The 11,761-nt window shown below is 73.4% G+C and carries 14 protein-coding genes; 6 read left to right on the forward strand and 8 right to left on the reverse strand.

Features of this window, described 5'->3' with window-relative positions; translation table 11 throughout:
• Positions 1-31: 31 nt before the first annotated feature.
• Positions 32-1,561, forward strand: a complete 1,530-nt coding sequence (locus tag K0V08_RS14805; protein ID WP_079531856.1) for a catalase — start codon at positions 32-34, stop codon at positions 1,559-1,561.
• 95 nt (positions 1,562-1,656) lie between these two features.
• Here the strand turns inward: K0V08_RS14805 and K0V08_RS14810 are convergent, their stop codons facing one another.
• The 3 genes from K0V08_RS14810 to K0V08_RS14820 all read right to left on the reverse strand — a co-directional run bounded on the left by K0V08_RS14810 (position 1,657) and on the right by K0V08_RS14820 (position 3,437).
• A complete protein-coding gene (locus K0V08_RS14810) occupies positions 1,657-2,241 on the reverse strand; it encodes a hypothetical protein (RefSeq protein WP_079531859.1) in 585 nt (194 codons plus the stop codon).
• A gap of 102 nt (positions 2,242-2,343) precedes the next feature.
• Positions 2,344-2,856 carry a GNAT family N-acetyltransferase gene (locus K0V08_RS14815; protein ID WP_174240249.1) on the reverse strand — a complete coding sequence of 171 codons (513 nt, stop codon included), beginning with the start codon at positions 2,854-2,856 and terminating at the stop codon, positions 2,344-2,346.
• Positions 2,857-2,861: 5 nt separating this feature from the next.
• Positions 2,862-3,437 (reverse strand): GNAT family N-acetyltransferase, encoded by a 576-nt coding sequence (locus K0V08_RS14820; RefSeq protein WP_174240250.1) that lies wholly within the window; start codon positions 3,435-3,437, stop codon positions 2,862-2,864.
• A gap of 100 nt (positions 3,438-3,537) precedes the next feature.
• On the opposite strand from K0V08_RS14820, the gene K0V08_RS14825 reads away from it, so the two are divergent.
• From K0V08_RS14825 to K0V08_RS14835, 3 genes are read left to right on the forward strand one after another with little or no spacing between them, the layout of a single operon-like run.
• The gene (locus K0V08_RS14825; protein ID WP_079531865.1) at positions 3,538-4,695 is read left to right on the forward strand and encodes an AI-2E family transporter; all 1,158 of its coding nucleotides are present in this window, start codon (positions 3,538-3,540) and stop codon (positions 4,693-4,695) included.
• Positions 4,692-5,492, forward strand: coding sequence for a DUF1206 domain-containing protein (locus K0V08_RS14830; protein ID WP_079531867.1), 801 nt, complete (start codon positions 4,692-4,694; stop codon positions 5,490-5,492). Before K0V08_RS14825 ends, K0V08_RS14830 begins: the two co-directional genes overlap by 4 nt.
• Positions 5,489-6,223, forward strand: coding sequence for a PhzF family phenazine biosynthesis protein (locus tag K0V08_RS14835; RefSeq protein ID WP_079531870.1), 735 nt, complete (start codon positions 5,489-5,491; stop codon positions 6,221-6,223). Before K0V08_RS14830 ends, K0V08_RS14835 begins: the two co-directional genes overlap by 4 nt.
• A gap of 28 nt (positions 6,224-6,251) precedes the next feature.
• Here the strand turns inward: K0V08_RS14835 and K0V08_RS14840 are convergent, their stop codons facing one another.
• Both K0V08_RS14840 and K0V08_RS14845 read right to left on the reverse strand, forming a co-directional pair.
• Positions 6,252-7,565, reverse strand: coding sequence for a hemolysin family protein (locus tag K0V08_RS14840; protein ID WP_079531873.1), 1,314 nt, complete (start codon positions 7,563-7,565; stop codon positions 6,252-6,254).
• The gene (locus tag K0V08_RS14845) at positions 7,562-7,705 is read right to left on the reverse strand and encodes a hypothetical protein (RefSeq protein ID WP_153259815.1); all 144 of its coding nucleotides are present in this window, start codon (positions 7,703-7,705) and stop codon (positions 7,562-7,564) included. Before K0V08_RS14845 ends, K0V08_RS14840 begins: the two co-directional genes overlap by 4 nt.
• 76 nt (positions 7,706-7,781) lie before the next feature.
• Here K0V08_RS14845 and K0V08_RS14850 point away from each other — a divergent pair, with 76 nt between their 5' ends.
• The gene (locus tag K0V08_RS14850) at positions 7,782-8,201 is read left to right on the forward strand and encodes a hypothetical protein (protein ID WP_050976288.1); all 420 of its coding nucleotides are present in this window, start codon (positions 7,782-7,784) and stop codon (positions 8,199-8,201) included.
• A gap of 27 nt (positions 8,202-8,228) precedes the next feature.
• Here the strand turns inward: K0V08_RS14850 and K0V08_RS14855 are convergent, their stop codons facing one another.
• From K0V08_RS14855 to K0V08_RS14865, 3 genes are all read right to left on the reverse strand, one after another.
• A complete protein-coding gene (locus K0V08_RS14855) occupies positions 8,229-8,819 on the reverse strand; it encodes a uridine kinase family protein (RefSeq protein WP_227267028.1) in 591 nt (196 codons plus the stop codon).
• 32 nt (positions 8,820-8,851) lie between these two features.
• Entirely contained in the window at positions 8,852-9,805 is a 954-nt protein-coding gene (locus K0V08_RS14860) for an intradiol ring-cleavage dioxygenase (protein ID WP_079531876.1), read from the reverse strand.
• 118 nt (positions 9,806-9,923) lie between these two features.
• A complete protein-coding gene (locus tag K0V08_RS14865) occupies positions 9,924-11,153 on the reverse strand; it encodes an FAD-dependent monooxygenase (protein ID WP_012037433.1) in 1,230 nt (409 codons plus the stop codon).
• Positions 11,154-11,262: 109 nt separating this feature from the next.
• Between K0V08_RS14865 and K0V08_RS14870 the strand changes: the two genes are divergently transcribed.
• Positions 11,263-11,757, forward strand: coding sequence for a MarR family winged helix-turn-helix transcriptional regulator (locus K0V08_RS14870; protein WP_079531879.1), 495 nt, complete (start codon positions 11,263-11,265; stop codon positions 11,755-11,757).
• Positions 11,758-11,761 lie beyond the last annotated feature (4 nt).

The following is an 11,761-nucleotide window of genomic DNA, read 5'->3' on the forward strand; positions in this document are numbered from 1 at the left end:
TCCCCGTTCCACCGCTGACAGGAGAAACACCATGACCGACCAGAAGTTCACGACCACCGACTCCGGCGCCCCGGTCGCCAGCGACGAGCACTCGCTCTCCGTCGGCCCCGACGGCGCCATCCCGCTGCACGACCACTACCTCGTCGAGAAGCTCGCGCAGTTCAACCGCGAGCGCATCCCGGAGCGCGTCGTCCACGCCAAGGGCGGCGGGGCGTTCGGCACCTTCCGCGTCACGGGCGACGTGAGCGCGTACACCCGCGCCTCCCTCTTCCAGCCCGGCGCCGAGGTCGAGATGCTCGCGCGCTTCTCCACCGTCGCCGGCGAGCAGGGCAGCCCCGACACGTGGCGCGACCCCCGCGGATTCGCGCTGAAGTTCTACACGGACGAGGGCAACTACGACCTCGTCGGCAACAACACCCCCGTCTTCTTCATCCGCGACGGGATCAAGTTCCCCGACTTCATCCGCTCGCAGAAGCGCCTGCCGGGCTCGCACCTCCGCGACCACGACATGCAGTGGGACTTCTGGACGCTCTCTCCCGAGTCGGCCCACCAGGTCACGTGGCTCATGGGCGACCGCGGCCTGCCGAGCTCGTGGCGCCACATGGACGGCTTCGGCTCGCACACCTACCAGTGGATCAACGCGGCCGGCGAGCGCTTCTGGGTGAAGTACCACTTCAAGACGCAGCAGGGCATCGAGATCCTGAAGCAGGAGCAGGCCGACCAGATCGCCGGCGAGGACGCCGACTTCCACATCCGCGACCTCACCGAGGCCATCGACCGCGGCGACTACCCGGAGTGGAAGCTCGAGGTGCAGATCATGCCCTACGAGGACGCCAAGTCGTACCGGTTCAACCCGTTCGACCTCACCAAGGTCTGGTCGCAGAAGGACTACCCGCGCATCGAGGTCGGCACCATGACCCTGAACCGCAACCCGGAGAACTACTTCGCGCAGATCGAGCAGGCCGCGTTCGCGCCCTCGAACTTCGTCCCCGGGATCCAGACCAGCCCCGACAAGATGCTCCTCGCGCGCATCTTCAGCTACGCCGACGCCCACCGCTACCGCGTGGGCACCAACCACGCGCAGCTGCCGGTGAACGCGCCGAAGTCGCCCGTGCACAGCTACTCGAAGGACGGCCAGGGGCGCTACACGTTCCAGGATGCGGGCACGCCCGTCTACGCGCCGAACTCGCACGGCGGCGCGCACGCCGACCCGGCTCGCGCCGCGGAGAGCGCCGGTTGGGAGCAGGACGGCGAGCTCGTCCGAGCCGCTGCCACGCTGCACGCGGAGGACGACGACTTCGTCCAGGCCCGGATGCTCGTCAACGAGTCGATGGACGACGCCCAGCGCGAGCGCCTGGTCGGCAACATCGTCGGCCACGTGAGCAAGGTCACCACGGCCGAGCTCCGCGCCCGCGTCATCCAGTACTGGACGAACGTGGACGGCTGGCTCGGTGCCGCGGTCGCCGCCGGCCTGCCGCCGCTCGCCGGTGACGCGCCCGTCGCCGAGGCCACCCCCGGCCCGACGCGCGACGCCGAGGAGGTCGGTGTCGCCGCTCACTGAGCCGCGGCGGTGATCCGCTGATCGCACGACATGACGCCCGTCCCCTCGGTGAGGGGGCGGGCGTCGTCGTGTGCGGCGTCGTCGTGTGCGGGGCGTCAGGTCCAGGACGGCAGCGAGCGGTGCCAGGGGTGACCGGGCGGGAGGCCCACCCTCTCCTCTGTCGCGAGCGCGTGGAAGCGCTTCGGCAGGAGGACCGGGGCGGCCGACTGGTCACCGTCGAGGAGGTCCCAGCGGTCCTCGTACCGGGCGAACACGGGGATGGACACGCGCGACTGGTCGAGAGTCGCCCGCCGCGTGCCGGGTGCGACGTCGGGGTCGTGAAGCCAGTCCTGATGGCCGATGTACGCCGCGGCCGCGACATGGTCGCGCGGCACGACGAAGAAGCGCGGACGGTCGTCGACGCTGGTCGGGATCGCGACGAGGACGAAGTACTCGTCCTCCTGGAGGGCGGGCTTCTGGGACTTCAGGCCCAACGGCCACGTGATGCGCTCGAAGCGCGGCCCACGGGCACCCTTGACCTGGATCTCGATCATGCGTCGAGCGTCGCTGTCGACCTTGACCGCGAGGATGTCCGTACGTGCCAACCCGTCGCGGGTGAAGGCAGGCGCCCACCCTCTCCGTGCCAGTTCCGCGGCGACGTAGTGTTCGCCGATGGTCTTGGTCTGCTTCGTGTCAGCCATGCCCTGAGGTTAGGGATGAGGTCTTCCGGCCGGAGCGATTTCGAAATCGGACGCGCACCCAGTCCGAGGGGCATGCGTTCGTCTGCCGCCAGCTCGGCGCACTCACGCCAGCGGCAGCTCCATCTCCAGGTCCTTCTGCGAGCGGTCGAGCGCGTACGGCACGCTGCGACCCGTGAGGACGAAGCCGCGGCGCTCGTAGTAGGCGCGGGCGCGCGGGTTGTCCTCGTGCACCTCGAGGCGGAGGGCCTGCGCGTTCGGGCGGTCGCGGGCCCAGGCGATGACGGCGTCGAGGAGCATGTCGGCGACCCCGGCCGCGCGACCGCGGGCGTCCGGGGTGATGTAGACGCTCACGAGCATCACGCGCGTGGGATCCGCGGCGACGAACGCGTTCATGGCGCCGAGCCAGCGGCCGGTCGCGCGCTCCACGGCGACGTACGCGGTGCTCCCGGGCTGGTTCGCGCGCCGCGTCCGCGCCTGCCAGTCGGAGTCGGGCCGGCCGAGCGCGCTCTCGAGGGTCTCGAGGTAGGCGAGCGGGGTGTCCTCGAGCATCTCGAGGCGGAGGGCGCGGTACTCGCGCCAGTCCTCGGCGCGGAGGCGGTGGATCACGGCGTCCATCGCGGTCAGACCAGCTGCCCGTTGACGTGCAGGTCGCCCGCGGGGAACGCGTCGGCGGGCGCGGTGACCGGCAGGATCATCCAGCCGTGGTCCTGGTGCACGACGCCGGCGGCGCCGAGGAGGGTGAAGCCGTTGTAGTGACCGGTGCGGCCGTCGAGCGGCAGCCAGCCGTGGCGCGCGTAGTAGCCGGACGTCGACTCGCCCGTCTCGAGGAGGCCGAACGGGACGGCGAGGCGAGCGAGCGCGCCGCGGATCCCGTCGGCGAGCAGCGTGCCGAGGCCCTGCCCCTGCCGCTCCGGGTGCACGGCGACCATGCCGGTGGATCCCATGAGCAGGTCGTCGGCCGGGTCGCCCTGGCCGTCGCCGGTGCTCACGAACATGCGGCGGATCCCCGCGTGCGCCACGAGCTCGTCGCCGTCGTGCACGAGGATCCGCAGCTCCGGTTGCGCACCCGCCCAGCTCCGCGCGCCCGCGTAGCCCGCGGCGAAGTCGGGGAAGGCCAGCGTGAGGAGCGCCGCGATCCCCTCGTGGTCGGCGACGTCGAGCGCGCCCTCGCGGACGACGGTGAGGCGGGGTCCCATGGGTCGAGGGTATCGGCCGGTCACGCCGGTGTCCGGGCCCGGCCCGCGGCCCGGTCGCGCGGCCCGGTCGCGCGGCCCGCCCGCCCGTAGGGTGGAGCGCATGACCACCCCGCAGTCCGTCTGGCAGGACAAGCTCGGCCGCCTCTCCATCCGCTGCGTGCAGATCCTGGCGGTCCTCGTGGTCGCCATCGCGATCGTGTACGCCGCCATCTCGCTCAAGCTCGTCGTGATCCCGGTGATCATCGCGCTGATCCTCGCGTGCGCCGTGCGCCCGATGGTGCTCTGGATGGAGCGCCGGGGCCTCCCCGACGCCCTTGCCGCGGTCATCGCGCTCCTCACCGGGCTGGTGCTCTTCGGCGGCGCCATCACGGCCGTCGTCTTCGGCGTGCAGAGCCAGTGGCCGACGCTCGTGAAGGCCACCAGCGAGGGCGTCGACCAGCTGCAGGCGTTCATCGAGGAGGGTGGGCTGCCGATCGACTCGGCGCAGGTCGACTCCTTCCGCCAGCAGGCCGTCGACTTCCTCACCAGCAGCCAGTTCGGATCCGGTGCCATCGCGGGCGTCTCCGCCGCCGCCGAGGTCGTCACGGGTGCCGTGCTCGGGCTCGTCGTGTTCTTCTTCTTCGTCAAGGACGGACCGCAGATCTGGTCGTTCTTCATCCGTCCGTTCCGCGGTCGCGGCCGCAAGCGCGCCGTGCGCGTGGGCCACGAGGGCTCGAAGGTGCTCGGCGGGTACATCCGCGGCACGGCGACGGTCGCGCTCGTCGACACCGTGTTCATCGGCGCCGGCCTCTTCATCCTCGGGGTGCCGCTCGCGCTGCCGCTGTCGCTCGTGGTGTTCATCGGCGCGTTCGTGCCGATCGTCGGCGCGACGGTCGCGGGCATCCTCGCGGCGCTCGTCGCGCTCGTCACCAACGACCTCACCACCGCGATCATCGTGATCATCATCGTGGTCGCCGTGAACCAGCTCGAGGGCAACCTGCTGCAGCCGGTGGTGCTCGGCAACGCGCTCAAGCTCCACGGCCTCGTCGTGCTGCTGGCCCTGACCGCCGGGACGATCCTCGGCGGCATCATCGGCGCGATCCTCTCGGTGCCGCTCACGGCCGTCGCCTGGACCGCGTGGAAGATCATCATGGAGCCCGACGAGGAGGAGCCGGAGCCGCCGGCACCCGCGCCCCTCGAACCCGTGAAGAAGGTGGCGCGAGGCCTCACCGCGCGGCTCACGGGCCGCCCCGCCACCGCCACCCGCGCCGAGCGGTGAGCGCGACAGGCGCCGCGGCGGGCCTCCAGCGCAAGCCCGGCTTCGCCGTCGCCGCTCGCCTCGGGCACGCGGTGAACGGCCTGCTGCACCTCCTCATCGGCGTGATCGCGTTCCGCCTCGCGACCGGCGGCGGGGGCGGCGAGGCCGACCAGTCCGGCGCGCTCGGCTCCATCGCGGGATCGCCCGGCGGCCGGGTGCTGCTGTGGGTTGTCGTGGTCGGCCTCCTCGGGCTCGGCCTCTGGCAGCTCGTCGAGACCGTGCTCGCGCGCGGCGAGGACGCGAAGCGCACTTGGGCGGCGCGCGCGAAGGAGCTCGGCAAGGCCGTCGCCTACCTCGCGATCGCGGCCACCGCGCTGCGCTTCGCGATGGGCGGATCCAGCGACTCCTCCGAGCAGACCCAGTCGCTCAGCGCGCGCCTGCTCGAGGCTCCCGGCGGCGTCGTGCTCCTCGTGGTCCTCGGCCTCGCGGTCGTCGCGGTCGGCGTCTACTTCGGCTTCAAGGGCGCGACCAAGCGCTTCCGCGACGACCTGGCCGTCCCTGCGGGGTCGATCGGGCGCGGGATCACGGCGCTCGGCGTCGCGGGCTACGTCGCCAAGGGCGTCGCGCTCGTCGCGGTCGGCGTGCTGTTCGTCGTCGGAGCGGTGACGGCCGACCCGAGCCGCGCGACGGGTCTCGACGGCGCGCTCCAGTCGCTCGCGGGACTGCCCGCGGGCGTCGCCGTGCTCGCGATCACGGGGCTCGGCCTCATCGCGTACGGCCTGTACTGCGGCGCCCGCGCGCGCTACGCGAAGCTGTGACGACCCGCCAGGCGGTCGCGCTCGACGGCGTGCGGCCGGACGAGGTCCACGTGGTGCGGGTCTTCGCGGACGCGCACGGGCGCCACGGCAACGAGCTCGGGATCGTGCTCGCGTCGGCGCGCACCGACGGCCGGGAGCTCGCGATCGCACAGGCGCTCGGCTTCAGCGAGACCGTGTTCGTCGACGCGGTCGATGCGCCGGGCGCGGATCCGCGGGGCGCGTCGATCCGCATCCTCACCCCCGCGCGCGAGCTGCCCTTCGCCGGGCACCCGACCGTCGGCACCGCCTGGTGGCTGGCGTCGCGCGGCGTGCCGGTCAACCACCTCCGCGTGCCCGCCGGGACCGTGCGCGTCACCCGCGCCGGCGACGAGGTGCGCGTGACCGCGGATCCCGATTGGGGCCCGGATTTCACGTGGCAGCAGCACCCGACGGCCGACGCGCTCCGCGGCCTCGACGCCGACGCCGTGGACCCCGCGTTCGACCACCTCTACGCCTGGACCTGGACGGACGAGGCCGCGGGAGAGGTGCGGGCGCGCATGTTCGCGCCCGCGCTCGGCGTCGTCGAGGACGAGGCGACGGGATCCGCGGCCCTCCGGCTCACCGCGCGCCTCGGCCGCGACCTCCGCATCACGCAGGGCCGTGGCAGCGTTCTCGTGACGCGCCTCCACGACGACGGCCGCGCCGAGGTCGGGGGCCGCACGGTGCCGGACCGCGTGATCCCGCTGCCCTGACCCGCGCCGCGGCCGCCGCCCTCCCGCGCTACGCGGTCGCGTCCTCTGCGTCCTCCGCCGCCGGCTCCTCGCGCGGCACGACGAGGATCTCGGAGATCCGCCGTCGGTCGAGCGCCGTCACCTGCAGGGTCACGCCGTCGACCTCGACCGTGTCGCCGACCTGCGCGAGCCGGCCGAGGTTCTCGATGACGAAGCCCGCGACCGTGTCCGACGCGGAGTCGGGGAGCTTCACGCCCGTCGCCTCCTCGAAGTCCTGGAAGTTGAGGCGGCCGTCGATCGTGCCGCCGTCCTCCGCGAGGTCGCGCGCGGCGGAGTCGGTGTCGTACTCGTCGAAGATCTCGCCGACGACCTCCTCCACGAGGTCCTCGAGCGTGACGATGCCGTCGGTGCCGCCGTACTCGTCCACGATCACGGCGATCTGGTGGCCCTCGGCGCGCATCATCGTGAGCGTCGGCAGCACGCGCGCGGTCGCCGGGAGGTAGGGGATCGGGCGGAGGATCTCGGAGACGGGCCGCGTGGGATCCGCCGCGATCGCCTGGTACAGGTCGCGCACGTGCACGAACCCGATGACGTCGTCGATGGTCTTGTCGACCACCGGGTAGCGCGAGTACGGCCGGTCCTGCACGTCGATCCCCGCCTCGCGGACCGTGCCCGTGCCGTCGAGCGCGGCGATCTCGGGCCGCGGCTTCATCACCTCGCTGAGCTGGCGGTGGCGGAGGGAGAGCACGTCGTCGAGGATCCGGCGCTCGTCGTCCGGGAGGCCCTCATGGCTGGAGACGATGTCGCGGAGCTCCTCCTCGCTCATCTCCTCGCCGGTCTTGTGCGGGTCGCCGCCGAGGAGGCGCACGACCACGTTCGTCGAGGCGGAGAGCAGCCAGATCACCGGCCGCATGAGGTTCGCGAAGCCGTTGAGCACGGGCGCGACGCCGTACGCGAAGCCGGCGTTCCGCTGGATAGCGAGCCGCTTGGGCGCGAGCTCGCCGAGCACGAGCGAAAGGTAGGCGATCATCAGCGTGAGCAGGAGCGTCGCGACCGTGGACGCGAGGCCGGACTCCAGGCCCCACGACTCGAGCAGCGGGACGACCGACGGCGCGATCGACGAGGCGCCGTACGCGGCCGACGCGAAGCCGGCGACGGTCACGCCGATCTGCACCGCCGCGAGGAAGGTGTTGGGGTTGCGGGCGAGCGCGGCGACCTTCTCGCCGCGGCGGCCGCGGGCGGCGAGGGCGTTGAGCTGGCCCTCGCGGAGGGTGACGAGCGCCATCTCGGTGGCGGCGAACACGCCGCCGACGAGGACGAACACCACGACCAGGACGATGTTGAGGAGGAGGTCGCCGTTCACGAGCGGGTGCCGGTCGAGCGGGTGCCCGTGAGGCGGGCGGCCGTGAGGCGGATGGCGCGGAGGGTGCGGGGCGTGCCCGGGGTCGTCCGGGCGCCGGGACTGTGGCTGTCGGGAGCGGGCTCCCGCGCGGTTCTGTGCATGGATCGAGGGTAGTGGAGCAGGTGGGGAAATAGCCCGCGCCATCGCCCGGCGGCGGTCGTGCCCTACGGTCGGGGCATGGATCAGACAGTGCTCGACGGGTCGTGGCTCGGCAGCTCCGGGTGGGTCACGCTCGCCCTCGTGAACGCGGGGCTCGCGGAGCAGAAGGGCCGATCCCGGTGGAACTGGTTCCTCGTCTCGATCGTGCTCGGGCCGATCGCGACGTTCTTCATCGTGACGTGGGAGCGCGTGCCCGCGCCCGGCTCCTCTCCGCGCCCGCTCGAGGCGCCGACGAACGGGCTCCTCGCCGTGGGGATCGGGCTCGCGGCCCTGGCCGTCGTGAGCGCGGTGGTCGCGGGGATCGGCGGCGACACCGGCCTGTGGATCCTCGCGGCCGCGCTCGCCGTCGCCGGGGCGGGCTCCCTCGTCCTCCACGTGCTCGCGCACCGGCGCTGGGCGGCGCTGCAGGCGGGACGGAAGCAGGCTCCCGGGGCCTGAGCCGGCGCCGCCCTCGCAGTCGACCGCTCAGGTGTTCGTCGAGCCCGGAGCGTCCGGGAGTAGAACGTCGGCGGAGGCCCGGGGAGCGAAGCCTGCGTCGAAGTCGCGCTCGTTGGGGATCCAGACGTCGCGCCACAGCGCGTCGTGGTCGCGGCCGAGCCGCGCATCGCGCGCCATCCCGCGGGCCGACGCCGTCTCGAGGTCCACGTCGCACCAGACCGCGAGGTCGATCCACGGTCGCGTCTCGGGGTGCAGCAACCCGATGAGGTCGACCACCAGGAGGTCCGTCTCCGGCAGCCGCTCGGGGCCGCCCAGCGCGCGTCGGCCCCAGTCATAGCGGCGGAACGCGCCCCCGCGGCCGGAGCGCAGCGGATCCAGCACCTCCTCCACGAGCCGGAGCCGGTCGACGCCGTCCCAGTCGGGGGAGCGGCGGTGCGAGCGGGACGGGTCGAGGAAGTCGTCGCCGCGCAGGCGGACCGAGCCGGGCAGCGCCGCGGTGAGCACCCGGGCGAGCGTGGACTTCCCGGATCCGCCGTAGCCGGAGACGCCCACCACCAGCGGACGGTCGGTCGCCACGCGCATCGCCCGCACGTGCCGGGTGAGCTCGAGCGCGTCCATCCCGCGAGCGTAGGGGGCGGTGCGGAACGGCCCTAGCGGTCGCCGCCCGGCGGGGTGCCAGCCGGTCCGCCCATGCCGCCGCCCCCGCCGCCCGATGGCGCAGAACCGGCCGTCGGCGTCGTCGCGGTGTCGACGCGCGCCGTCAGCGCGACGCGATAGCCCGCGGTAGCGTCGCCCGTCACCGTGCCGAGCTGCAGCTCGCCGCCGTCGTCGCCGAACACGTTGTCCGAGTCGAGCGCGACCTGCGCGAGGTTCGCCGTGGATCCGGCGTACTCGGGGAGAGCGTAGACGGCCGTGCACGCGTCCTCGGGCAGGGCGACCTGCGAGGTCGCGACGGCCTTCGTCGCGTCGGTGATGTCGTCCACGGTCGGGTAGACCTCGAAGTGGATGTGCGGCCAGCGGCCCGAGTAGCAGGCGGGGAACACGGACGTGAAGGACACCGTGCCGTCGTCGCCCGCGACCTGCACGCCGCGCAGGTACGTCTCCTCGGTGATCCCGTCGGAATACATCGAGTAGCCGCCCGCGGCGTCGCAGTGCCAGACGTAGACGGCGGCGCCCGCGAACGGCACGTCGCCGCCGGCCATGTCGAGGATCGTGAGGGTGAGTGCCATGGGCACCCCCGCGGCGGTGGTGCCGCCGTCGAGGCTCGAGCGGATGTCGCTGCGGACGATGCCGGACCGCTCCAAGACGTCCGGCCCGTTGGATCCGTCGCCCGGGTACGGCCCCGCGGTCTCGTCGGGGATCTCGCCCGTCGACGCGGCGGCGCTCGCCGTGCCGCCGGAGCCCGCGGCACCGGCCGTGCATGCGGCGAGCGCGACGGATCCGATGCCGGCCCCGAGGTACGCGAGCACGGCCCGGCGGCTGAGCAGCGTGCGGAGGTCGAAGCCCGCGCCCTGGTCGACCACCTCCTCGTCGGCGCGGGCGAGGAGCCGGCCCTCGTAGGCGGGGCCGTCGGGCGTGCGGTCGGGTTCGGGGATGCGGGTCACGTCGGTGCCTCCTGGTCGGGGTCCCGGCGGTCGGGACGTGACCACCGTGCCGGGCGGTCCGATGCGCCGGCCATGGCGATCCGATGAGCCGGCCAAGAGCGGCGCCCGGCTCCGTCCGTCAGCCGCGCAGCCGCGGGTAGGCGGCGAGCGTCGGCGCATGGCGCGCGCTCGTGAGGAGGAAGCGGTCGCCGAACCCGCGCACGGGCCGCGACGCGGCCACCCGCACGGCGCCGCGGAGCACCCGCTGCCCGACAGCCGACGACGGGTGCGTGATCCGCGCCCCGCCCGGCGGCAGCCCCTGTGCGCTGTCGGCGTAGCGGCGCAGCTGCGCCTCGTAGCGCGCGAACGCGGCCGGGAAGGTGTCGGCGGGATCGGCGAGCGCGCGTCCCAGCTCGCCCGCGAGCACGTGGGCGGCGACCAGCGAGAGGGTCGTGCCCATGCCGGTGGGGCCGGATCCCCAGGCCGCGTCGCCGAGGAGCGCGATGCGTCCCTTCGACCACGTCGAGACGATCACCTGCTCCATGCGCTGCGTGTAGAACTCGTCCGGTCGCGCCTGGAAGCCGTCGAGGATCCGCTCGACCTGCCAGCCCGCGCCGCGGAAGCGCGCGCGGAGCACGGTCATCTGGGCGTCGAACGGCAGCTGCTCGAAGCCGGACGGCTCCGACTCGAACGACAGGCTCGCGCGGATCGTGCCCTCGTCGTCGGGCCGGATGGTGGCGTTGCGCGCGCCGCGCCCCGTGAGGAAGTCCCAGTAGCCCGTGTCGCCGGGGATCCGGTCGATCGTCCCGTAGGCGATGCTGACGCCGTGGTCGCGGAGGGTGGTCTCCTCGGCGAACGCCAGCCGACGCGTGCGGGAGCTGCGGCCCTCGGCGACGAGCAGGAGGTCGTAGCGCTCGCGGGATCCGCTCGCGAGCTCGACGTCGACCCCCGTCGCGTCCTGGCGCACCCCCGTCACGAAGTCGCCGTAGCGGAGCTCGACGTCGTCCCGCACGAGGTCGACGAGGATCCCCGCGAACCGGCCGCGCAGGATCTCCACCTCCGCCGTCGGCCCGTCCTTTCCGGCGGCGCGGGGGAACGTGGCGACGACGCGGCCGTCCTCGTCGACGAAGCGCGTCCCGTCCTCGCCCGTGAGGTTCGCCATGACGGCGTCCTCGATCCCCATGCGCCGGAGGACGTCGCGGCCGAGGCCGCGCACGTCGATGTTCTGCCCGGCCTGGCGCTGCTCGGCCGAGCGCTCGAGCAGGGTCACGTCGAAGCCCTCGCGCGTCAGCCCCCAGGCGAGCGCCGGTCCGGCGATGCTGGCTCCGGTCACGAGGACCCTCGGGCGGTGGTGGGCGGTGTCGGCCATGGATGATCTCCTCGTGTCGTCGAGCTGGCCCGGGATCCCGGGCGCGAGTAGACTCTATGGCGTAGATGCTTCACGGTAAAGCAATCCCATCGACTCAGAGGAGCACGACATGTCCGACACCATCGCCGTCCCCGGAGATCGCTCCGAGGTGCTCGAGCAGCTCAGGGACCACACGACCGCGTTCGACGAGTCGGTGCGGCAGCTGGCCGTGGCCGTCGGGCTGCCGACGACGGACACGACGGCGCTGGCCGAGATCATCTGGGCGGAGACCGCCGGCCGGGCGCTGTCGCCGGCCCGCCTGTCGGAGCGCCTCCACCTGACGTCGGGGGCCACGACCGCGCTCATCAACCGGCTCGAGGGCCGCGGGCACATCGGGCGGAGCCGCGAGAGCGCCGACCGGCGGGTGGTCACGCTGCGGCCGACCGCCGCGTCCCGGGCGCGCGTGATGGACGTGCTGCGGGGCGCGCAGGCCGAGGTCGACCGGGCGCTCGACGGGTTCACCGCCGAGCAGCTGCGCACGGCGGCCGCCGTCGTGCGGGCGGTCGCGGAGGGGACCGCGGCGGGGACCCGCGGGATGACGGGCGACGGCGCGGCGCGGAGCTGAGCGG

The organism is Clavibacter michiganensis (assembly GCF_021216655.1).
GTDB lineage: Bacteria > Actinomycetota > Actinomycetes > Actinomycetales > Microbacteriaceae > Clavibacter > Clavibacter michiganensis.

Bases quoted from the DNA above. Each gene is read 5' to 3' on its own strand.
- K0V08_RS14865 (WP_012037433.1), bottom strand. From the start codon at position 11,153: ATGGCCGACACCGCCCACCACCGCCCGAGGGTCCTCGTGACCGGAGCC.
- K0V08_RS14845 (WP_153259815.1), bottom strand. From the start codon at position 7,705: ATGCACAGAACCGCGCGGGAGCCCGCTCCCGACAGCCACAGTCCCGGC.
- K0V08_RS14850 (WP_050976288.1), top strand. From the start codon at position 7,782: ATGGATCAGACAGTGCTCGACGGGTCGTGGCTCGGCAGCTCCGGGTGG.
- K0V08_RS14825 (WP_079531865.1), top strand. From the start codon at position 3,538: ATGACCACCCCGCAGTCCGTCTGGCAGGACAAGCTCGGCCGCCTCTCC.
- K0V08_RS14815 (WP_174240249.1), bottom strand. From the start codon at position 2,856: ATGGACGCCGTGATCCACCGCCTCCGCGCCGAGGACTGGCGCGAGTAC.
- K0V08_RS14870 (WP_079531879.1), top strand. From the start codon at position 11,263: ATGTCCGACACCATCGCCGTCCCCGGAGATCGCTCCGAGGTGCTCGAG.
- K0V08_RS14820 (WP_174240250.1), bottom strand. From the start codon at position 3,437: ATGGGACCCCGCCTCACCGTCGTCCGCGAGGGCGCGCTCGACGTCGCC.
- K0V08_RS14855 (WP_227267028.1), bottom strand. From the start codon at position 8,819: ATGGACGCGCTCGAGCTCACCCGGCACGTGCGGGCGATGCGCGTGGCG.
- K0V08_RS14810 (WP_079531859.1), bottom strand. From the start codon at position 2,241: ATGGCTGACACGAAGCAGACCAAGACCATCGGCGAACACTACGTCGCC.
- K0V08_RS14805 (WP_079531856.1), top strand. From the start codon at position 32: ATGACCGACCAGAAGTTCACGACCACCGACTCCGGCGCCCCGGTCGCC.